This window comes from Marinomonas flavescens (assembly GCF_004352835.1).
Taxonomy (GTDB): domain Bacteria; phylum Pseudomonadota; class Gammaproteobacteria; order Pseudomonadales; family Marinomonadaceae; genus Marinomonas; species Marinomonas flavescens.
Genome location: NZ_SJSB01000025.1, coordinates 1 through 21,166, shown reverse-complemented (window position 1 = coordinate 21,166; position 21,166 = coordinate 1). Strand labels below are relative to the sequence as shown.

General features: G+C 41.0%; 18 protein-coding genes. 9 read left to right on the top strand and 9 right to left on the bottom strand.

Annotated elements, in window-relative coordinates; translation table 11 throughout:
* Positions 1 to 14 precede the first annotated feature (14 nt).
* Together E0D70_RS16855 and E0D70_RS16850 are read right to left on the bottom strand one after the other, a co-directional pair.
* Complete coding sequence (locus E0D70_RS16855; protein WP_133013442.1) at positions 15 to 536, bottom strand: TRAP transporter small permease; 522 nt, start codon at positions 534 to 536, stop codon at positions 15 to 17.
* Between the two features lie 56 nt (positions 537 to 592).
* Positions 593 to 1,600 carry a TRAP transporter substrate-binding protein gene (locus tag E0D70_RS16850; RefSeq protein ID WP_133013441.1) on the bottom strand — a complete coding sequence of 336 codons (1,008 nt, stop codon included), beginning with the start codon at positions 1,598 to 1,600 and terminating at the stop codon, positions 593 to 595.
* A 295-nt stretch (positions 1,601 to 1,895) separates the two neighbouring features.
* Here E0D70_RS16850 and E0D70_RS16845 point away from each other — a divergent pair, with 295 nt between their 5' ends.
* From E0D70_RS16845 to E0D70_RS16835, 3 genes are all read left to right on the top strand, one after another.
* Complete coding sequence (locus E0D70_RS16845) at positions 1,896 to 3,566, top strand: sensor histidine kinase (RefSeq protein WP_133013440.1); 1,671 nt, start codon at positions 1,896 to 1,898, stop codon at positions 3,564 to 3,566.
* 20 nt (positions 3,567 to 3,586) lie between these two features.
* Entirely contained in the window at positions 3,587 to 4,321 is a 735-nt protein-coding gene (btsR, locus tag E0D70_RS16840; RefSeq protein ID WP_133013439.1) for a two-component system response regulator BtsR, read from the top strand.
* Positions 4,322 to 4,630: 309 nt separating this feature from the next.
* Positions 4,631 to 6,121 (top strand): carbon starvation CstA family protein, encoded by a 1,491-nt coding sequence (locus E0D70_RS16835; RefSeq protein ID WP_133013438.1) that lies wholly within the window; start codon positions 4,631 to 4,633, stop codon positions 6,119 to 6,121.
* A gap of 139 nt (positions 6,122 to 6,260) precedes the next feature.
* On the opposite strand, the gene E0D70_RS16830 is transcribed toward E0D70_RS16835, so the two are convergent.
* Genes E0D70_RS16830 through E0D70_RS16820 form a run of 3 tightly spaced genes read right to left on the bottom strand, consistent with a single transcriptional unit; the run spans position 6,261 to position 9,294 of the window.
* Positions 6,261 to 7,007, bottom strand: a complete 747-nt coding sequence (locus E0D70_RS16830; protein WP_133013437.1) for an ABC transporter ATP-binding protein — start codon at positions 7,005 to 7,007, stop codon at positions 6,261 to 6,263.
* Positions 7,007 to 8,119 carry a FecCD family ABC transporter permease gene (locus E0D70_RS16825; RefSeq protein ID WP_133013436.1) on the bottom strand — a complete coding sequence of 371 codons (1,113 nt, stop codon included), beginning with the start codon at positions 8,117 to 8,119 and terminating at the stop codon, positions 7,007 to 7,009. Before E0D70_RS16825 ends, E0D70_RS16830 begins: the two co-directional genes overlap by 1 nt.
* Complete coding sequence (locus E0D70_RS16820) at positions 8,119 to 9,294, bottom strand: ABC transporter substrate-binding protein (protein ID WP_133013435.1); 1,176 nt, start codon at positions 9,292 to 9,294, stop codon at positions 8,119 to 8,121. Before E0D70_RS16820 ends, E0D70_RS16825 begins: the two co-directional genes overlap by 1 nt.
* A gap of 275 nt (positions 9,295 to 9,569) precedes the next feature.
* On the opposite strand from E0D70_RS16820, the gene E0D70_RS16815 reads away from it, so the two are divergent.
* Complete coding sequence (locus E0D70_RS16815) at positions 9,570 to 11,135, top strand: sensor domain-containing diguanylate cyclase (RefSeq protein ID WP_133013434.1); 1,566 nt, start codon at positions 9,570 to 9,572, stop codon at positions 11,133 to 11,135.
* A gap of 99 nt (positions 11,136 to 11,234) precedes the next feature.
* Here the strand turns inward: E0D70_RS16815 and E0D70_RS16810 are convergent, their stop codons facing one another.
* Positions 11,235 to 11,861 (bottom strand): putative quinol monooxygenase, encoded by a 627-nt coding sequence (locus E0D70_RS16810; RefSeq protein ID WP_133013433.1) that lies wholly within the window; start codon positions 11,859 to 11,861, stop codon positions 11,235 to 11,237.
* A gap of 61 nt (positions 11,862 to 11,922) precedes the next feature.
* Positions 11,923 to 12,936 carry a zinc-binding alcohol dehydrogenase family protein gene (locus E0D70_RS16805; RefSeq protein ID WP_133013432.1) on the bottom strand — a complete coding sequence of 338 codons (1,014 nt, stop codon included), beginning with the start codon at positions 12,934 to 12,936 and terminating at the stop codon, positions 11,923 to 11,925.
* A gap of 195 nt (positions 12,937 to 13,131) precedes the next feature.
* On the opposite strand from E0D70_RS16805, the gene E0D70_RS16800 reads away from it, so the two are divergent.
* From E0D70_RS16800 to E0D70_RS16790, 3 genes are all read left to right on the top strand, one after another.
* Entirely contained in the window at positions 13,132 to 14,046 is a 915-nt protein-coding gene (locus E0D70_RS16800; protein ID WP_133013431.1) for a LysR family transcriptional regulator, read from the top strand.
* 55 nt (positions 14,047 to 14,101) lie between these two features.
* Entirely contained in the window at positions 14,102 to 14,977 is an 876-nt protein-coding gene (locus tag E0D70_RS16795; protein WP_133013430.1) for a helix-turn-helix transcriptional regulator, read from the top strand.
* A 133-nt stretch (positions 14,978 to 15,110) separates the two neighbouring features.
* Positions 15,111 to 15,968 carry a nuclear transport factor 2 family protein gene (locus tag E0D70_RS16790; RefSeq protein ID WP_133013429.1) on the top strand — a complete coding sequence of 286 codons (858 nt, stop codon included), beginning with the start codon at positions 15,111 to 15,113 and terminating at the stop codon, positions 15,966 to 15,968.
* A gap of 130 nt (positions 15,969 to 16,098) precedes the next feature.
* Here E0D70_RS16790 and E0D70_RS16785 read toward each other — a convergent pair whose 3' ends face one another.
* Entirely contained in the window at positions 16,099 to 17,823 is a 1,725-nt protein-coding gene (locus E0D70_RS16785) for a SulP family inorganic anion transporter (RefSeq protein ID WP_133013428.1), read from the bottom strand.
* A gap of 319 nt (positions 17,824 to 18,142) precedes the next feature.
* Between E0D70_RS16785 and E0D70_RS16780 the strand changes: the two genes are divergently transcribed.
* On the top strand, positions 18,143 to 18,874 hold the full coding sequence (locus E0D70_RS16780) for a FadR/GntR family transcriptional regulator (protein WP_133013427.1): 732 nt from the start codon (positions 18,143 to 18,145) through the stop codon (positions 18,872 to 18,874).
* Between the two features lie 431 nt (positions 18,875 to 19,305).
* On the top strand, positions 19,306 to 20,451 hold the full coding sequence (locus tag E0D70_RS16775) for a mandelate racemase/muconate lactonizing enzyme family protein (protein ID WP_133013426.1): 1,146 nt from the start codon (positions 19,306 to 19,308) through the stop codon (positions 20,449 to 20,451).
* Positions 20,452 to 20,889: 438 nt separating this feature from the next.
* Here the strand turns inward: E0D70_RS16775 and E0D70_RS16770 are convergent.
* Positions 20,890 to 21,166, bottom strand: a 277-nt coding sequence (locus tag E0D70_RS16770; protein ID WP_133013425.1) for a transposase domain-containing protein, incomplete at its 5' end; no start/stop codon positions are given.

Below are 21,166 nucleotides of genomic sequence, written 5' to 3'. Positions count from 1 at the left end.
TTAAAAAGAAGATATCAATTAGATGGTTGGGATATATCACTTAAAAATGCATGTAATTCTGCAATTGCCCAAGCACCAGTTCCGATAGGAATAGATATCTTTGCAATCCACACAGGCCATTGAACAACATCAAGTGTAACTTCTTGCATTTGAAAACTCCCCATAGCCTCGGAAAATGCCGATACAGTCATAAAAACTAAAAAGCTAAAAATAACGACAAATCGTAAAAAGATTAACAGGCGTGCTTTGCCTACTAGGTTTTCTAATGACACGCCAGCTGTGACATGTTGCCGATTAACTGCGGCTGTTACTGCTCCAGTAAAGGCGAGCCAAATTAGACAAAACATATCGAGATCGTAGGTCCAAGCATTATCAATTTTGCAGAGACGTAGACCAATACCTAAAATAATGGATACAGTAAGTGTTACTAGTGAAAACGCAGCAATAATACCTATTGCTTTGGTTATGAAGCCGGTAAGGTACTGACACCCCGTGATCAAATGATCGCGGGGTGTAGAAAGGTGAATTTGTGACATTTCATTCCTTATGAATTAATGAAATCAAGGCAGATCTTTGACAGAGAGGGCGTTATTTATGATGACTTAATGTCGTCTAAAAGCATTTTTCCGGTAGCCCCTGTTTCTTTTAAATAGTTTTTACGAGCGAGTGCCCCAGCTGATTCTTTCCATGGAATCAATTGATCATTAGTTAGTGTAGTGACTTGATTACCCGCTTTTTTCAGTAACTGAATATCATGTTTATACTCCGTTTCAATGTCAGTAACCGCTGATTTTTCTGATGCTTGTGCTGCTTTGCTAATGATATCTCGCTGATTTTGTGTCAGGCCTTTCCACCATTGGTAGTTAACTTGTACTGGGTAAACTAACGGTACGTAATGTATAGCGGTAGCATACTTACCCACTTCATACCATTTCCTAGAAACAATAGAAGACAATCCAGAAGTAGCACCGTCTAATGCGCCGCGCTGCATAGATGTATAAACTTCACTAGAGTCCATAGCGACAGGAGTAGCACCTTCACTTTGTAAGAAAAGAGCGGATAACTTTCCTTCAGAGCGCATTCTTAAATTAGTTAGATCGTTAGGTTTAATGATGGGGTGTTTATTATTTAAATAGGATTTGGCATACCCATAAAATCCCCACGCGATGACATGGACTCCATGTTTTTCTAAAATGTTATTTACGTCACTCCCCAGCTTTCCGTGTAAGTCCGTTAACAGTGTATTTGCATCAGGAACAAGAAAAGGAATTGTGTCCCATTCTAATGCAGGGTCATATTTAGACCACCAGTGCATGGCATTGACTCCCATATTGGCAGTATTGTTGACTAAGCCATTAGCAATATTGGATGCTTTAAGCAAAGAGCCTGAAGGGTAAGTAAGTACGTTAATACTACCATGGCTCATTTTTTTAATATTTTCAGATATTAATTGAGCTTGATCAGCTGTCGCTGTGTGGGGGGGCATATACCAAGCAAATCTAACTGTTAAATCAGAAGCTTGAGCGCTTGAAGTGGTAAAAGCTAAGGCGGCCGTTACTGTAAGTGCCGATACAAGGCTCAAAGAGGTCGTTTTTCTCATATTATATCTCCGGTAAAATTATTTTTATAATTAACCATTCTTTCTTTGTATCAAGAATCAGTAAAGATACAATATACATCATAAAAGTTACAAAAAAACACATATAAAAAGCATGTAAATAGTAAATCTTATGAGCACTTTGTCAGTATGTGTCATTGAAAGTGGATTATTTTGCTTCATTGAGTGCTTTAATATTTTCTAATAGAAATAGTGTCTTTTCATAGTGTCAGGGACATATCAAATATTGCGGTGATTGATTCATGTTACTTCTTAACTTCTTAAGAAATTCAAGCTTATGTACTTAATTCTATCTTTATTACAACAAATGAGTGTGTACTTGGTGTTGGCTTACATGCTCAGTAAGACGCCTATATTCTTGCCTTTGTTGAATATATCGTCACAGGTATCTCACAAGTTCAGTTGTTACGTATTGTTTTCATTGTTTTGCGTTATGGGGACTTACTTTGGATTGAGTATTAACGATGCGATTGCCAATACTCGTGCGATTGGTGCTGTGATGGGTGGATTGCTTGGAGGGCCTATTGTTGGGTTTGCGGTTGGTTTAACGGGAGGGATTCATCGCTATAGTCTTGGTGGTTTTACTGATGTTGCTTGTGCGATTTCCACCACGGCAGAAGGCTTAATTGGTGGCTTATTACATTTGTATTTAGTCAAAAAAGATAAGTCGGCGCTACTTTTCAATCCTATGGTGGTTCTTGCCGTTACTTTTGTCGCAGAAGTCAGTCAGATGCTCATTATTGTCAGTGTTGCCAAGCCATTCGGTCATGCTTATACCTTAGTATCGGAAATTGCAGCACCAATGATTATTGCTAACTGTATTGGCGCGGCTTTATTTATTAGTATTTTACATGACAAAAAAACGATATATGAAAGGTATTCTGCAACGTTTTCACGGCGTGCCCTTACTATCGCAGAGCGCAGTGTGGGAATATGGAACACAGGTTTTGACGCGACTAATTCTGAAAAAGTGGCAAGGATCATCTATGAGGAAACAAATGTAGGTGCCGTAGCGATTACCGATAATGAAAAGATTTTGGCCTTTATCGGGATTGGAGATGACCACCATAAACCTAACACTCCAATTTCTTCTGGCAGTACGATTCAAGCGATGGAGCAGAATAGAATAATCTATTTAGGTGGGCGGGAAACTCCCTATCATTGCTCTATTTCTAACACTTGTAAGCTAGGATCGGCGCTTATTATTCCACTACGAGCTGGAAAGAAGGTGGTTGGTAGTATTAAATTATATGAGCCTAAGCGCAAGCTATTGTCTAATATCAACCGTTCTATGGGTGAGGGGATAGCACAATTATTGTCTAGTCAAATTCTATACGGTGATTTTCAGCAGCAACAGGCATTATTGACCCAAGCTGAAATTAAACTGTTACATGCCCAGGTGAATCCACATTTTTTATTCAATGCATTGAATACCATTAGCGCAGTGATTCGTCGTGATCCAGATAAAGCTCGAGAGTTGATTCAACATCTGTCCCATTTTTTTAGAAGTAATCTTAAACAAAATATAGATACCGTCGCTCTCAAGGACGAACTTGCTCACGTGAATGCTTATTTGACCATCGAGAAAGCACGATTCACCGATAGGCTTGATGTTGAGATTAATATTGATGATGGATTGCTCGAGAAATTATTGCCGAGTTTCACGCTGCAGCCACTCGTTGAAAATGCGATAAAGCATGGAGTGGCAAATAGGTTAGAAGGGGGGAAAGTACGTATTTATAGTGAGCAACATTCACTTGGCTATAAAGTAGTAGTGGAAGACAATGCAGGGAATTTTTCACCGCCAGCCGCAGACTATGAAGGTCTGGGTATGGAGATTGTAACGAAGCGTTTGATTAACTATTTTGGCGATATAGCCGAGTTGCAAATTGATTGCCGAAAAGGGGAGTTCACTCGAATGAGCTTTCTAATACCTAATAATAAATAGACATAAAGGTAAGGGTCGTTATGCTAACAGCAATCGTCATTGATGATGAGCAATTTGCTCGAGAAGAATTAACTGAACTACTGCAAGAAACACAAGAAATAGAGGTCGTTGCACAAGCAAGTAACGCTATCGAAGGGCTTAAGTTAATTTATGCTTTAAAACCCGATGTCGTGTTCTTAGACATACAAATGCCACAAGTTAGCGGTGTTGAGCTACTTGGGATGCTTGATCCTGACACCATGCCATATGTGATTTTTATTACCGCTTTTGATCAATATGCGATTCAGGCGTTCGAAGACAATGCCTTTGATTATTTACTCAAGCCGGTTGACCCCAAACGATTAAATAAAAGTATTCAGCGTTTATTAAAAACAAATCGGAGTCAAGAAACGCAGCATACTCAAGCTCAAATTGATTCATTTGCTTCGAAACAGCTACAGCAGGTTCCATGTGTCGGGCATCAACGAATAATGATCATACCTCTGCAAGATATTGAAATGGCATTTAGTGACCTTTCTGGTGTTCATGTGCAAACGGCGCAACAAACCGCAAGTAGTCAGTTGACATTAAAAACGCTAGAAGAAAAAACTGATTTACTACGTTGTCATCGTCAATATTTGATTAATACCAAAGCCATCAAAGAGATTCGATTGTTAGATAACGGTTTAGCCGAGGTGACAACCAATAGCGGGAATATCGCACCAGTAAGTCGGCGCTATTTAAAGTCACTTAAAGCGGTGCTAGGTTTCGTTTAAAAAGGGCATTTTTGTTTGCAACTTTGTATCACATCTAAGAAATTGAATTAAATACTCTTAATGTTTTCATCTTCAATTCCTGCCACGGAGGCTGACAAGATTTTGTTAGCCTTTTTTTGATCCTGATTATGGGTGAAATCTAATCTAATAAATCGGTTTTGAAAGCTCGTCAGAATCCACTTACTGCTTTGTGTCGCCGTTAAATTCAATATTTTACCACTTAAGAAAAGGTTACATGATTATTGTCTTGCGTGGATTTATTGTAACGCTGGAATTTATGAAACTATCTTGAATAGGATAAAAATAATTATGATGATGTTTCTGTTTTGTGTCGTCGCGCTAGTGGCGGGCTATTTTATCTATGGTGCCTTTGTAGAGAAGGTTTTTGGTATTAAAGAAAATCGAACCACTCCAGCTTATTCTAAGCAAGATGGGGTTGATTACGTACCAATGTCGAATAAGAAAGTTTACCTAGTGCAGCTTTTGAATATTGCTGGAGTCGGTCCCATTTTTGGTCCTATCATGGGGGCGCTCTACGGACCGGCTGCCATGCTATGGATTGTACTGGGTTCTATCTTTGCTGGGGCCGTACACGATTATTTTTCAGGTATGCTCTCAATACGCAATGGTGGCGCATCGGTGCCAACCATCACTGGCCGCTACTTAGGTAAGGGCGCTAAACACTTTATGAATGTGTTCGCCATCGTATTGCTACTGCTTGTTGGCGTGGTATTTGTATCGGCTCCTGCTAGTATGATCACGCATTTAGTCAATGAAAAAACAAGTGTAAATCTCTCCATGGGCACCATGGTTGCCATTATTTTTGCTTACTATGTGCTAGCAACAATTGTCCCAATCGATAAAATTATTGGCCGTCTATACCCATTCTTTGGGGCCTTATTAATTTTCATGTCTGTTGGTTTAATTGGTGCTATTGGTTTTTCTAGTGATCATACGCTGTTAGCAAATTATTCATTTAGTGACATGTTTACTAATATGAACCCACATCATTTACCTTTATGGCCAGCGCTATTCATCACCATTGCTTGTGGTGCTATTTCTGGTTTTCATGCGACTCAATCACCATTGATGGCTCGCTGTTTGGAAAATGAAAAAAATGGACGCTTTGTGTTTTTTGGCGCCATGATAGGTGAGGGTGTTATCGCGTTAATATGGTGTGCCATTGCCTTGTCCTTCTTTGGCACTATGGGATCATTAGGTGATGCCGTATCAAATGGTGGTCCAGGCAATGTGGTTTATACTTCATCGTTTGGCTTACTTGGTACCTTTGGTGGTGTTCTCGCCTTTTTAGGCGTTGTCATTTTACCGATTACTTCTGGTGATACCGCGTTCCGTTCAAGTCGCTTAATCTTAGCTGAATACTTCAATATGGAACAAAAAACGCTTAAAAGCCGTCTATTTATGGCGATGCCTTTGTTCATCGTAGGGGCAATATTAACGCAAGTGAATTTTGGTATTATTTGGCGCTATTTTGGTTTTGCAAATCAAGTGACGGCCGTAATGATGTTGTGGACGGCTTCAGCGTACTTGCTTCGCTTTAATAAGTTGCATTGGATTACGACGATCCCTGCGATGTTTATGACGACGGTATGCATTACTTTCATCTTAAACAACAGTACGTTAGGTTTCGGTTTACCTATGCAGTTATCGACCATTATCGGTGTGGTCGCAATGCTCTTTATTACCGGTTATGTGATTAAAATATCCAAAGGTAAAGGTGATCCATTACTTGATCAGGTTGAGGAAGAGAAACTTAATTTGAAACCTAAAACCTTGTAAAAAAGAGTTTTAATAAAGAAAATCAAAAAAGCCAATTAAGGTGGTTCTTAATTGGCTTTTTTGTATTTTTCAATAATACATTGTGTCGTAGAGCAGGCTTTATCGATTAGTCTAAATCACGCGTAAATGCATTAATTCTTTATAAGCGAGCGGCGATCATGGGGTAGTCATCCAATTGGATAATTTGTGAGTTGACGTTGAATATGTCCTGTATGAGCTGCTCATCAATGATTTTTCTTGGTTCCCCGTAGGCAAACAGTTTTCCGTTGTGTAAGGCCGCCACCTTGTGAGAATACTGAATGGCTAAGTTTAGGTCGTGCATGACCATGATGGCGCAGGCGTTATTGTGTTTTGTGTAGAATTTAACGAACTCTAGCAGCTTGAACTGGTTGTGCATGTCGAGGGCGGCGGTGGGTTCGTCTAATACGAGCACTTTTGGCGTGTTTATCACGGCTTGCGCCAGCCCAACCATCTGGCTTTCACCACCGGATAATTCAGTACAGACTTTATTTGCTAGAGCCATAATCCCAATACTTTTCAATAAAGTGAGTGCCTTCTCGGCGCTATTGGCTTTAGTGAACAGTGAATTTGAACCGATATGCATGGTGGTAATCAGCAGTTCAAGTACGGTGATGTTAGCGGATATACGGTGATCTTGTGGCAGATAACCGATGTCATCAAGTACCAGTGGTTTACCTGCTAGTAGAACCGATTTATGGTCTAAGCGTATACGTTTAGTGATTTGCTTGAGTACGGTCGATTTACCTGCACCATTTTTACCGATGAGCGACACCATTTCCCCAGGGTGAATGTCTGGAATACTCATATTGTCTAAAATTAGGTTTTTTCCAAAGGAGACACAAAGTTTGTTTATTTTTAGTGTCATCAGAATTTTCCGCCCTTTTTGATGATCAAGAAGATAAAGAATGGAATACCCACCATCGACATCATAACGGTTAATGGCAATATGATACCCGGCATAATCGATTTACTGGCGATGGAAGCGAATTCAAGTAATACGGCGCCTAGTAAAAAAGAAGCGGGTAAGAAAAAGCGCTGATCTTCCCCTAAAACCATGCGAGCAATATGCGGAGCGACTAAACCGACAAAGCCGATGGCCCCAACAAAAGCGACGGACAGCGAGGTGATTAATGACACGAGTAACAGCGTTTTAATACGCAGGCGTTTAACGTTTATTCCCATAGATTCAGCACGCTCAAGACCGACTTTTAACGACGAAAGTTTCCACGCATCCTTCATCATTATGGCTAACACAATGGGTAACAAAATAGCGAGGATGATGATTTTGTCCCAGCTTCCTCGGTCAAGAGATCCCATTTGCCAAAAGACTAACGTTTGCAGCTGAGTTTCAGTCGCAATGTATTGCATCATGGTCAACATACCGTTGTAAGCAAACATGATAGCCACCCCAAACAACATTACACCTTCAATAGAAATACGCTTAATTGAAGAAATACCAGCAATCATAAAAGTGGTTAACAAGCACATTACAAATGCCATTGCTGCCACTTGGTATTGCTGAGGAATAAAAGGAATGGCAACGATGTTTGTAATAACAAGTGACGCGCCAAATCCTGCCGCTGCAGAGACGCCAAAAGTGTAGGGATCAGCCAATGGGTTGTTTAACGTTGTTTGCATCTGGGCGCCAGCAATGGCTAATGCGCCTCCGACAAAGGGCGCCATAAGGGACATCGGCATACGAATGTCCCAAACAATGGTTCGACTGGCGATATCACTAGAGGCGGGGTGAAAAATAGCGCCAAGTACCTGAGTTAACGTGAGGCCATGAGAACCAATAAGAATGTCGGCAATAAGACCCATAATGCTTAAGAGGAAAAACCCGAAAAGAGCCAGTTTTTTCCTCTTAATACGTAAGTGATGCCTTGTTAAAGCATGACTAAGCTCAGCATCGTGTGTCTTTTTTATAAACTCATCTGCATGTTCTGAAGCGCTTGGAACGTAACTCATATCACTCATTATTTCATGGCCTCAGTGTTATTTTGACCAAATATCCCTGTTGCTTTGCGATTTCCGAAACGTGAGTTCATTTCTTCAAAAGTGCGTTCTGGATCAAGGTTTTTAAATTCTTCAGGATGAATCCATTTAGCAAAGTATTCGATGGCGACTAGATTATAAGGGGAGTTATAAAAAGGCATGTAAATCGAATAAACATTATGATGCTGGTAAGCATTTACTGCTTTTAGCCATGGGCGGTCCATTAAAGATTGAGTCGATTTTTTAATGGCGGCGTTATTGATTGGAGCGTAACCCAATGGAATGCCCGCAGTGGCATTTCCTTCTTTATCAATCCATCCAGTCGTCTGCATTATGTATACATTCGGTTGCGCGACAATGACGCTCTCTGGTGACATTTGGCCAGAAACAGCCCCTTTTAAAGGTTTATCAGCAATATTGATAGCGCCTAAGAAAGGGATATAAGCACCCATGTTGCCTGCAGAGAAAGTGCGACAACAGGATGTGTTATAGCCGGCAGCACGTTCAATGAATACTTTTTTGTGTTTTTCTGCTTCAGGAAGTGATGCAACAGTATTTGTGATTGCTTTGATATGTTGTTGATAATAATCAGCAAAGTGCTGACCTTGTTCTTTTCGACCTAAAGCGGTTGCTAAGCTGGTTATCGACTGTAGTGTATTTTTAATAGGATGTTCACGAAAATCTACGGCCAATACTTTAATGCCCGCTTTATCTAATTTTGCGATGAGACCTTTGTCTTCCGCTAATTTTATGTTCGATAGATCGACAACAAATAAATCTGGCTTGTTTTGCATGTCGATAAAACGTTCAGCGTCAAACTCACCGGATTTAATTTTACCTATTTTTAGGAGGTTTTTAAGCTCTGGATAGTCTTTGATATAGCTAGCATACATGCTTGGTGCAGAGACACGCATATCATCTCGCCAAGCGACTAGGTGTTTTACCGCATCTTTTTGGTACATGATTTCAAGTAATGGAAGTAGACGCCCTGTTGATAATGCGATTTTTTCTGGCTGTTTATCAATAGTAATAGTGCGACCTGCCACATCTCTAACAGTAACGGGGAAGGTGTCTGCTAGTACCGAGTAAGAGAAAAGGGCTAAAAAATTTAACACTATTATGTTGAGAAAAAAACGAGAGGGGATTCGTGTAGTCATGAGTGAATAACCTTGTTGAGAATTGTTGTCAGTTTCGCTAATGATAATGATTTTCAATTGTGTTATCAATGTAATTAATTGTAAGTTTTTTGAAGGGTTTGTTCATATTGTGGTTAAAACTTATGAGGTACATGCACTATAGAGGTATGATATATTTCGCCCTTTAGTGAGCGTTGATCGATAAAGCCGTTCATTGAGTCATTTTATTGCGATATGGATGAATATTTGCGGTATTTTTGAACACACACCGCCATAGAGAAAATAGGAAAAAGCGATTGAGTACTTTAAAAAGCAATTTTTTGAAATTAAATCGTTTGATTTTATTTTTAGCCATCACCGCCACAATACTTACTTTTTTAAACAGCTTCTATTCAAACTATGAAGTACAAAAAGAACAGCTCATCTCTCAGGCAATAGAAGTAAATAGAGCTTATGCAAATAAATTGGCAGACACGACAGAAGTATTTCTCGCAGCATCGCGTCAGCAGTTAACCTATGCCGCAAATGAAGTTCGTAATAAAATGGATAATACCGCTGTGCTGAAACATGCTGCGAATCGACTGAAATATCAAACAAACAGTTTTAACTCCGTTGTTATTAGTGATTCGACAGGATTGGCTCAAGCTGTGTCACCAGAAACAGTTAATTTGCTTGGAAAACGTTTAAAATCAGTAGGCAGTTTAGAGGCGCTCAAAAAGAGAAAAGCTCTTATTAGTAAGCCTTATCTCTCTACAATCAATAATTTATTGGTTTTTATCTCTGCTCCTATTGTTGATGATCAGAATAATTACCGAGGCTTTTTAGGGGGAACCATTTACCTTAGAAGGCCGAATATTTTGAGCCAAATTTTAGGTGAACATTATTACAAAAACGGTTCTTATATTTATGTAATAGATAAACAAAAAGAAATTTTATATCATCCTGATAAATCCAGAATTGGTACCTTTATTCAGAATAATAACGGTATTGATGAAATTATCGCCAATAATGAAGGTGGGATATCGTTACGAAATAGTAAAGGTATCGATATGTTAGCCGGGTACGCCATTGTTCCTAGCACCGATTGGATTATTATTACTCAAAGTCCTTTGCAATCTACTTTGCTCCCTCTTAAAGGCATTATGGAAAAAGTCATTTTAAAAACATTACCACTGGCTATTATTGTTTTTCTTTTTATATGGTGGTTTGCTCGTGCAATTTCACGTCCTCTTAAACAGCTTGCGGACAAGGCCAAATCACTCGATAGCCCTACCGTAAGTGACGAAATTGAGCACATTAACTCTTGGTATGTTGAGAGTTTAAGCCTCAAAAAGGCGATATTAAGCGGGGTTAAATTGCTGCAAAATCAAATAGGACAACTTAGACTTGATGCAGATACCGACCCTCTTACTGGCGCGAATAATCGCCGTGGTTTTCAAATGAGGCTTGAAGAGTTGGCGGCACAGGGTACAACGTTTTCTTTATTATCCTTAGATATTGATTTTTTCAAAAAAGTGAATGACACCTTCGGCCATAATGTGGGTGACGAAGTGCTTAAGCAGCAAATCCAAATCATGAACCGCTTCTCACGAGAACAAGATATGGTGGCCAGAACAGGCGGAGAGGAGTTTGTTTTACTGCTCAAAGAAACCTCGCAAGACGATGCCTTACTAGTGGCAGAACGCCTAAGAACAGCGATTGCCGAAGAAGTATTTGATGTGGTTGGTCATATCACTGTATCGATTGGGGTTGCGTCATGGTTGGATCATTCTACACCGGTTAAAAAAGTGTTGTTGTCAGTAGATGACGCGCTTTACGAAGCCAAAAAACAAGGCCGTAACCGTTGCGTAATGGGAAAATAACGAGTCATTGAAAGACGATTAAAAAGGGTGTGACCTGAGAGGTTCACACCCTTTTTTTGCTTAGCGAATGGCAGCTTAGCGCATTCGGCCGCGCCGTCGTTATGCAATTTGAGTGACGAAGTTCATATACTGTTCCATGTCACCGATGACACCTTCTTCCATTAATGCGCCGGTGATTTTGGCGTAAGGCTGATGGAAGTGAATGTCCCAAACGTCGGACTCTTTACGCCAATGTTCGTACACTACCAAGGTTTGATCGTCGTTATCTATGGTATACAAATCAAATAACAAGTTGCCATCTTCTTGGCGCGTGTGGGTGATGTGCTCTTTAAATTGTGCAACAAAACGATCTTGCATACCGGCTTTGATTTTAAAGATGAAGATAATGTTAAACAAAGGGTCGTCTTTATCGGCCGGTTTTAGGGCAATAGGCGCAGGTTGCGTATCGCTTAAATCAATAAACTCAGCAGGCTCTGCAAGGGCGCTGTCAAAGAGTGCCAGCATACGCTGAGTATAAACTTGCGTTGCGTGAGAGGCGAACGCCGCATCGTCTAACCAACGCTCATAAACAAAGAATAGATTAGGGTTTGTATTGTCCACATAAAGGCGCATTTCAAGACAACCGGCTTCGCTTTCTGTGCCTTTTTTGTTGTCTAATAAGGCATTTTTAAATGCATCAGAATGATCGGGTTTAACGTTGAATTTAATGATTTTAGTGATAGCCATGATCTTGTTCCTTGCTGTCATAAAGAGAAATAATAACGAGATATGATTTGAAGAAAGGGGCTTAGAAGCCCGCTAACACCGTCTTACCACGTGCTTGACCGGTTTCAATCTGAGCGTGTACCTTGCGTAAGTTTTGAGCGTTTATTTTGCCTGCGATCTCCGTCAAAGTAGTGCGGATTTTGCCCGCATCTACTAGGGCAGCGACCTGGTTTAATAGTTTGCCTTGCTCATCCATGTCAGCTGTTTCAAATAAGGCACGGGTGAACATCAACTCAAAGTGGATGGACACGGCTTTCATGACAAAAGGGCGGCTTTCAAACGGTTCCAGTTCATCGGTAACACTAAAGCGTCCTTGTGGGGCAATTAATTCAGCAATATCAGGCAAGTGTTTGTGAGTTTGATTGGTTGAAAAAACAAATCCTGGTGCGCCCAATCCTAATGCTTCTATTTGTGGCGCAAGAGGTTGACGATGATTGATCACATGGTGAGCGCCAAGTTCACGGACCCAGGCTTCAGTTTCTGGTCGCGATGCAGTCGCAATAATCGTCATATCCGTCATAGCACGAAGTAACTGAATGGCGATAGAACCAACACCACCTGCGCCACCAATAATCAGAATAAGTTTACTGCCTTGTACGGTTGGGCGGTTAACATCCAAACGATCAAATAATGCTTCCCAAGCGGTGAGGGTTGTCAGTGGCAATGCGGCGGCTTCGGGGTGAGTCAAGCTAGATGGTTTGTTACCCACAATACGCTCATCCACAAGGTGGAATTCACTGTTGGTGCCAGGGCGAGCTACTGAGCCAGAATAATATACTTCATCACCGACGCTAAAGTGACTGACATCAGGCCCAACCGCTTCTACAACACCAGAAGCGTCAAAGCCTAACACGCCCCAGCTGTCGGCTGGTGGCGGAACCATGGCGCGTATTTTTGTGTCTGCTGGGTTAACGGACACGGCATGGATTTTAACGAGCAAGTCTTTTCCTGTTGCGCTGGGCTTGTCTAGTGTGATGTCGACTAATGAGGTTTCTAGATCAATACTTGAAGGTGTTTGGTATCCAATGGCTTTCATCTTGATGCTCCTGTTCGCTTAGCGTTGATAATTTACGATAAAGGGGGGAAACCTAGCGTGCGTTCTGCCTGCTGTTTCAATGGTATCTATAGTATTATTAATTTTTTAATAGATCATCGGGCTAAAACAACAATAATTATCCCGTATTTTGGGATAGTATAGATTTACATAAAACGTTGAAATCTTGGGGGCGTGATGAATTTAGATTTAAAAAGTGTGGCGTTGTTTATGCGTGTCGCCACCTTAGGCGCCATTGGCCGAGCGGGCGTCGAGTTTGATTTATCGCCAACCAATGCCAGTCAGCGGATTCAGGCGTTGGAGGTAGAATTGGGCGTTAAGCTGTTTCATCGAACGACACGGGCGGTGAGTTTAACCCACGATGGTCAGGTGTTTATTGAGCACGCAAAACGTATTTTAGATGACATCGAAGAAACCCGTAATGTCTTTAAAGGGGACGCTGAAAAAGTCCAAGGCACATTAAGAATTGCCGTCGCGGCATCGTTTGGTCGCTTGTATGTGGTGCCTTTTGTGCCTGAGTTGTTACGCCTTTATCCCAAGTTGCAGTTAGACATTGATTTCAGCGATAAGCGCGTTGATATTGTCGAGCAAGGTTTTGATGTGGCGTTTCGGATCGGTCAGCTAGAGTCCTCTAGTTTGTTGGCTCGAAGCATAGATGACAGTCCGATGGTATTGGTCGCTTCGCCTGAATACATTGCGCGAGCTGGGCAGCCGGAGAGTGTCGAGAGCTTAGCGCAGCATGCGTGCATTCCTTTTGAGCGATCGAATGTGTGGCAATTTAAAGACAGCCAAGGTGATTTGCATGATGTAGCGGTATCCGGCCCAGTGAGCATTAATTGGGGTGATGCCATTGGCGAATTGGTCGAAGCCGGCGTTGGTATTGGCTTGGCGGCGTTGTGGCATGTGGGTCCCGCCTTGAGAGAAGGTAGGGTAGTGCAGGTTTTGCCGGATTTTACCGTGTGGCCACAAAGAAAAATTTGGGCGGTTAGACCCCCAGGGCGCCTTACCCCTGTGCGTGTGAAAGTATTTTTGGATTTTATGGAGCAACGCATCAAAGAGGTTAATCTTCAGCGTTACGGTGATTTTCTCTAGCCGAGGCGATTTTACTCCCCCTCTTTATGTAAGTGCGTTATATGAAGAATTCCTTATGAGTAATGAAATACGACAAATTGAATTTAAAGAATCGAGCTTGTTAAAAGTTGGTTTTCAAGTATTTGATATTGATCAACTTTATCGTCGAGCAGAAAGCGGTGAGCTGGCGTATATTGACCAGCCGCATCGGGTGAACTTTCATAACCTTATTATTTATACGGGGAATGAAGGCGAGCACTTTGTCGATTTTCACGCTTTCCCGGTGGAAAAAAATGCCTTGGTGTTGGTGAATAAGGGGCAAATACACGCCTTTGATTTAGTGAACAAACCCGCCGCCACCGTGGTGATATTCACGGATCGCTATTTGGATGAGGTAACGGCCGCCATCGACGCTCGAATTTTTGCGCCGACTCAGTTCTTGTCCTCTTATCGCCCAAGTTTGTTGATGGCTGAGAAACAAGCCCTGTCATTACAGAGTATTTTGATGTTAATAGCGGCCGAATTTACCAATACGCCGGTAAACATACAATATGTCAAAGTTCTTTTTGCTGCCGTATTGACCAAGGTGAGTGAATTAAGGCCAGACATTTATCATTGCCAAATAAACGCGTCACAGATTAAGTGCTTTGAGCGTTTTGTGGCTTGCTTGGCGCGTGATTATGCAAGCATTCGTGACGCCAATGAATACGCGCACTTGATTGGTACCAGTTATAAAACCCTGAATAAAATCTGCAAAATTGCAACTAACCTTACCGCCAAACAGCTTATTGACGCTCATGTGGTGTTAGAAGCCAAGCGGCGTTTGTCGATAGAGAATGCCCAAGTTCAACAAATTGCCAGTAGTCTCGGTTTTGACGAGGTCACCAATTTCGTTAAATACTTTAAAAAGCACACCTTAATGACACCAAGTCAATTTAAGAAAAAGACTTAGTTCATATTCCTTATGTAATGTATTAAGTGTTTTTCAAACGGTTCAATATTTACCATTTTGTGGCTTGTTTTGACCTCTGCGATTTTTCAATTCTCCTTACAATAGCGGCATATTCAACTGTGAGGAAAAAAACATGAAAACAACACTTTTAGCCACACTTGTCGCCAGTAGTGCATTATTGAGCGCATGTACCAGTACGAGTGTTTCTACCCCAGCGACTGTTTCTAACAAAGACAAAGCAGTAGCCGTATTGAATGCCATTGAAACGGGTGATACGAAAGCGATTGGTTACATCAATGCTCGTCATTACACACAGCATAATTTGGCTATTGGCGATGGTTTAGCAGGTTTTGGTGAAGTGTTGCAAGCTCTGCCAAAAGGCAGTGCAAAAGTACAGGTGGTTCGATCATTTGAAGACGGTAATTACGTGTTTACTCAAACAGATTACAATTTTTTTGGTCCAAAGGTCGGTTTTGATGTATTTCGTTTCGACAAAGGTCTGATTGTCGAGCATTGGGACAATTTAACCGTTAAAGCAGATAAACCAAATCCGAGTGGACATACTCAATTAGATGGCGCATTGAGGGTTAAGGATCTGGATAAAACCGCCGCTAATAAAGCCCTAGTAAGCGATTTTGTGAATACGGTATTGGTGAAAGGTGAATACCAAAAAATGTCACAGTTTTTTGACGGCGACCATTACATTCAACACAATACCGCGATTGCAGATGGTTTGTCCGGCCTAGGTCAAGCGATGGATCAAATGGCGAAACATGGCATTAAAATGACGTTTACAAAAGTACATAAGGTACTGGGTGAAGGGAACTTTGTATTGGCCATCAGTGAAGGGAAGTTTGCGGGTAAAGAGACCTCTTACTATGATTTATTCCGTGTAGAAAATGGCAAGATCGCCGAACATTGGGATGTCATGGAAACGATTTTGCCGAAAAGCGAATGGAAAAACACCAATGGTAAGTTTGGTAATCTATAAGCCGATTATTCATTAAATAGACGTATAACGCGCTGATTTAATGAACACCGCTGATTATTATTTGCTGCAAGCTAACGCAAAGTTAGTCTTGTGGCGGTAATGACTCAGCGGTGTTTTTGTTAGGCCTTTTCTATACTTGGCAACCCTCTAAGGCCTTAATCGCCTGATGCTGAGTCAAAAAGACTTCTCCGTTTAACTCTTTAAGTAACTGAGTGTCTTTTAGTTTGTCCATTACCGGCCCTTTTACCTCAGATAAGTGCAACTGCACGCCGGCATCCGCCAAACGGGTAAAGATCTTCTCTAAGCTTTGTAATGCACTGGCGTCAATCATGTTGACCGCGGTGCACATCAAAATTAAGTGTTTCACCTCTTTGTTTTCAGACACCACTTGCTGTAAACGCTCTTCAAGAATGCGGGCATTGGCAAAAAACAAGTTCTCATCGATTCGAACCGTCAACACGCTTTGATGGGTTTCGACGGTAAAGCGTTGTACGTTACGAAAGTGCTCAGTCCCCGGAACACGACCAACAATGGCAATGTGCGGGTGACTGGTATGCCAAAGGAAAAACAGCAAAGACAAACACACACCTACGATTAAGCCAGTTTCCATACCTTCAATTAACACAGCAAAAAATGTAATCAATAATAGAATCGCTTCTTTTTTAGAAAAACGCCAAAGATGACGTAAATCTTGGACGCTGATTAATTTCATCATAGAAATAGAAATAATCGACGCTAAAATGGCTTTAGGTAGATAGAAGAATAATGGTGTTAAAAATAACAACGTCAGAAAGATAAGCACCGCGGTAATAATGCCCGTCATCGGACTTGTCGCGCCAGATTCAGCATTAAGAACCGTCCGCGAAAATCCTCCAGTAACAGGGAATGCGCCACTTAAGGCAGAGCCTATATTGGCAAGTCCTAGGCCTGTTAGTTCTTGGTTAGGATCAATGTCTTGTCGATGTTTAGCGGCATAGGTTTGTGCGACGGAGACTGAGCCAACAAAACCAACAATGCTGATTAAAATAGTACTCGGTATTAATTCTTTTACCATTGCTAGGGTGACGTTGCCCAGTTGAATTTTAGGGAGTGTCGTAGGCACTGCGCCTATAATACTCACCCCCATTTTATCTAATGACAAAATGGCAACAGCAAGGGTTGCAAAGACGACAACAAAGACAGGGCCTGATTTGCCTATTAGTTTAACCGTATGTTTTGAACAACCAATTTTGATTAAAAATGATGAAAAATGGCTGCGCATGATAAGCAAAGATCCAATAGAGATAATGCTAAGTATGAGTGTTGGTGAGTTTGTCTCACTTAAGTGTCTATATAGGCTAGTGACTAGAGGGATAAGGGTATCTCCTTCTGATTCAATGCCTAACAAATATTTAAATTGTCCTATTATTACAATTAAAGCGGTGGCACTAATGAAACCAGAAATAACGGGGTGGCTCATTAGGTTTGTGAGAAAGCCTAATCGAAACAAGCTTAATACTAATAAAAGCACGCCAGACATGAGTGCCAGTAAGATGGCGATAGTTGCGTAATGCTCAGAGCCTGAAGCTGCAAAAGGCAATATCGCAGAGGCGGTCATAACGGACGTGAGAGCGACGGGTCCAACAGCCAGTGTTCGGCTAGTACCAAAAATAGAATATAAAATTGAAGGCAAGATGCTCGCGTATAGGCCAGTAATAGCAGGTAAGCCGGCTAACATTGCATAAGCAAGACTTTGTGGTATTACCATAATGGTGAAAATTAAGCTGGCTGCAGTGTCGTTTTGTAAATCACCCAAAGAATATGTTTTGAGCCACTTCCATGCGGGGATGATGCGTTCAACTGTCATTTTATTCATCAAAAACTCATTAGTAGGTTGGTTTGTTAAAATTAATATTGCTTCGTTAGAAAGGGTATTGATGTTGCGCTTAGATTGGTAATAAGCTTATTACCTAATGATATAATTGTTGTTTTGGTGAGTAAAGGTCCACGTAAGCACTGATGACCTAATTAGTCTATTATGAGAGTTAAAAGGATTCTTTTTACCTCCTTTAAAATTCATATTTTTTGACTAAATACTGACTCTAGGGCTGTGTTTTCATAAAAAATTCATGGCGTTTAATGGTAAAATAAGTTATTTATTGACGGTATAAACATCATATGTTTGAATGTGAATTATGAGCGAATTAATATATTACGATTTAAAGCAAGCAGCAGGCATGGCCCCGAGTTTATCTACTCAGGTGGCTCGAGAGTTAGGTCGCCGTATTGTTGCTGGTACTTATGTTCCTGGTAGTTTGATTGATGATGAGACAGCGCTAACGAAGCGTTACCAGGTGAGTAAGGTTGTCATTCGAGACGCGGTCAAAATTTTGGTCAGCAAAGGATTGTTGGATGTGCGTCGCGGTATAGGCACGAAAGTACGATCTCGGAATCATTGGGTAATCTGGGATGATGATGTATTGGCATGGCATCTGTCTGCGCCACCAAATAAAGATTTTCTTCGTCAATTAATGGATGTTCGTTTGGCGTTTGAGCCAAAAGCAGCTCGTTGGGCAGCCGAGAGAGCGACAGACGAAGACATTGTTGAAATCGACAAAGCTTGTTTTCGTATGGAAAATGAAAAAGGATCAGTAGAGGATTATATTGTTGCTGATGCTTTGTTTCATCGTACCGTCTTACTTGCTGCTCGTAATGAGTTTTTAAAGGCGATGGAAGGTGTTATTTATTCTGCTTTATTGGTTAGTATTCGTATTACCAATAGAGATCCTAGAAATAATGCAGACTCTATCCCGTTTCATCGAGCTGTCTATAATGCCATTGCTTCACGTGATGGGGATTTGGCTGAAAGCCTTACCCAAGAATTATTAAGTGATGCAAAGCATCGATTGTCAGAAAAAGTTACTTAAAGTGTCTTTCGTTTCACTCCGAATAGCCTGTAAGTCTTTATGCTTAACGTCATGTTTAGCAGCTGTATTTCTCATGAGATGCCTGCTTGCATGATTATAGTTTCTTTTTAGGCGAATTTTTCTAGGGTTGAACTTATTAGATTTTTTCTTAGCCACATTTTCTTTTCTTGTGCATAGCCTTTTCAGTATGGATTCTCATTTATATAAAATTAGGTTGTTGCCACCTTTCCGCTAAGTCTCTGCTTACAAATAACTCTCAAATCGTTTAATTCCGCTGTATTTTAGACATATAAATTGCCATATTAAAACATCATATGTTATAAACATATGATGTTTTAATATTTAAATATACCGCTACTTCTGTATTGTATCTCGATACAAAATCTTGAGTTGTTTTTTTTTAGCTAGCTCCTTGGTCAAGGTTAGATTTTATGAAAATTATTGATGTGATCCCCCATGCTATTTCGGTTCCTTTAGATGAACCTTTTTATTTTTCTCAAGGCTGGGTAAAACAGCGAAGCTCGCTTATTGTTGAAATTATCACCGATGAAGGTGTCACAGGTTGGGGTGAGTCTCTTTGTCACGGTTTGCAGCCACCACACATCGCTGCGGCTTTTATTGAGCAGGTATTTAAACCTATTCTGCTTGGTCGTAGCCCATTCGATGTTGAGGTGCTATGGGAAGAAATGTATAACACGACGCGCCCTTATGGCCAGGGTGGCTCAGCGGTTAATGCTATTAGTGGTGTTGATATTGCTCTTTGGGATGTGATGGGGAGGGTGCTTAATAAGCCTATTCACTCTTTAATTGGTGGTGCTTTTCGTACTGAAGTAACGCCTTACGCTACTGGTTTTTACCGCACAGAAAGCGGTATCTATCCTGAAGATTCTATTAAAGAAGCGCATCGATATGTCAATGCGGGTTTTGAAGCATTCAAGCTTAAGATTGGTTTTGGCATCGAAGAAGACGTTGCGATTATTAAAGCAATTAGAAATGCAGTTGGCGATAAAGTAAAAATTATGGCTGATGCAAATGGTGCCTATAATGCCGCTCAGGCTCGTCGTCTTATCAAGGCTACGGAAGATTTGAATCTTTATTTTCTTGAAGAGCTATTGTCGCCTGAAGATATTAAGGGTTACCAGCAAATTAAAAATCTTTCGGGAGCGTATATTACCGCAGGTGAGCAGGTATTTGGAAAAATGGGTTTTCAACCTTGGCTGGAGGCTCGTGCTTTAGATATTATTCAGCCTGATTTGTGTTCATCTGGTGGTATTACAGAGTGTAAGAAAATTGCAGCTATGGCCCAAGCGAATCAAACGATGATGATTCCGCATGTGTGGGGGTCAGGGATTGGTATCGCCGCATCTTTGCAGTTTATCGCCTCTATCCCTTCTTCACCTCTCTCCTTGAATCCAACGCATCCAATGTTGGAATTTGATCAGTCTTCCCACCCATTTCGTAAGGATTTGATCTTTGATGGCATTAGCATGGTGAATGGTAAGGTCCAGATTCCTACCAAACCAGGTATTGGCATTGACGTAAATAGATCAATTATTGACGAATATAAAGTAAATTAACTGAAGGATATTAATTGACTAATTATTGATTAGGGAAGGTTGATTTATGTATTTACTATGGAAATAAATGAAATTCATATTTCTAAAATAGAATGCCTAATTGTTTTTTAATTAGCAGTGGACAATCTTTGCTTCAAGGCTAAGGAAACTGCGATTAAGAATTCGCATTGTGACCAGAATGCCTAATTTGTTTAAAAGCACAAAATGTTACTCACTTCAGTACTTTTAGCCCCTAAATAAGCTCATTCAGCTTTGTTTAGGGGCTTTTGAACGGATTAACCCCTTGCGGCGCGTATCATCTGATCAATTTTAAACACATTGGCTAAAGCAAACAGCATGCCAGCTTATTATCATTTTTCTCTAAGCCGCGATAGATGACTTTCCTAAAACCAAACCATCGCTTTATTGTAAGCGTTCATTCTAGGGAGTCATTGACTCTCAGAGCAATGACGATTTCAACGGGTTGTCTGCGAACAGCTGCTTCCATCGTCTTGGGATCAAGTCAGCGGTTTTTTTTGCTGGATGTTGGCTGACTCGTTGCAAGATATCTGTCAGGTAGTCGTTAGGGTCGATGTCGTGCAGCTTGCAGGTGCAGATTAGGCTTTGGATGATGCCAACGTGTTCGGCGCCCAGTTCTGTCCAACAGAAGAGCCAGTTTTTCTTACCCATTGGGATAGGTCTTATCTCTCGCTCTAGGTGATTAGTGTCCATGGCG

Excerpts from the sequence above, each read along its gene's own strand:
- E0D70_RS16855 (WP_133013442.1), bottom strand. The coding sequence starts at position 536 with ATGTCACAAATTCACCTTTCTACACCCCGCGATCATTTGATCACGGGG.
- E0D70_RS16850 (WP_133013441.1), bottom strand. The coding sequence starts at position 1,600 with ATGAGAAAAACGACCTCTTTGAGCCTTGTATCGGCACTTACAGTAACG.
- E0D70_RS16845 (WP_133013440.1), top strand. The coding sequence starts at position 1,896 with ATGTACTTAATTCTATCTTTATTACAACAAATGAGTGTGTACTTGGTG.
- btsR (WP_133013439.1), top strand. The coding sequence starts at position 3,587 with ATGCTAACAGCAATCGTCATTGATGATGAGCAATTTGCTCGAGAAGAA.
- E0D70_RS16835 (WP_133013438.1), top strand. The coding sequence starts at position 4,631 with ATGATGATGTTTCTGTTTTGTGTCGTCGCGCTAGTGGCGGGCTATTTT.
- E0D70_RS16830 (WP_133013437.1), bottom strand. The coding sequence starts at position 7,007 with ATGACACTAAAAATAAACAAACTTTGTGTCTCCTTTGGAAAAAACCTA.
- E0D70_RS16825 (WP_133013436.1), bottom strand. The coding sequence starts at position 8,119 with ATGAGTGATATGAGTTACGTTCCAAGCGCTTCAGAACATGCAGATGAG.
- E0D70_RS16820 (WP_133013435.1), bottom strand. The coding sequence starts at position 9,294 with ATGACTACACGAATCCCCTCTCGTTTTTTTCTCAACATAATAGTGTTA.
- E0D70_RS16810 (WP_133013433.1), bottom strand. The coding sequence starts at position 11,861 with ATGGCTATCACTAAAATCATTAAATTCAACGTTAAACCCGATCATTCT.
- E0D70_RS16805 (WP_133013432.1), bottom strand. The coding sequence starts at position 12,936 with ATGAAAGCCATTGGATACCAAACACCTTCAAGTATTGATCTAGAAACC.
- E0D70_RS16800 (WP_133013431.1), top strand. The coding sequence starts at position 13,132 with ATGAATTTAGATTTAAAAAGTGTGGCGTTGTTTATGCGTGTCGCCACC.
- E0D70_RS16795 (WP_133013430.1), top strand. The coding sequence starts at position 14,102 with ATGAGTAATGAAATACGACAAATTGAATTTAAAGAATCGAGCTTGTTA.
- E0D70_RS16790 (WP_133013429.1), top strand. The coding sequence starts at position 15,111 with ATGAAAACAACACTTTTAGCCACACTTGTCGCCAGTAGTGCATTATTG.
- E0D70_RS16785 (WP_133013428.1), bottom strand. The coding sequence starts at position 17,823 with ATGAATAAAATGACAGTTGAACGCATCATCCCCGCATGGAAGTGGCTC.
- E0D70_RS16780 (WP_133013427.1), top strand. The coding sequence starts at position 18,143 with ATGAGCGAATTAATATATTACGATTTAAAGCAAGCAGCAGGCATGGCC.
- E0D70_RS16775 (WP_133013426.1), top strand. The coding sequence starts at position 19,306 with ATGAAAATTATTGATGTGATCCCCCATGCTATTTCGGTTCCTTTAGAT.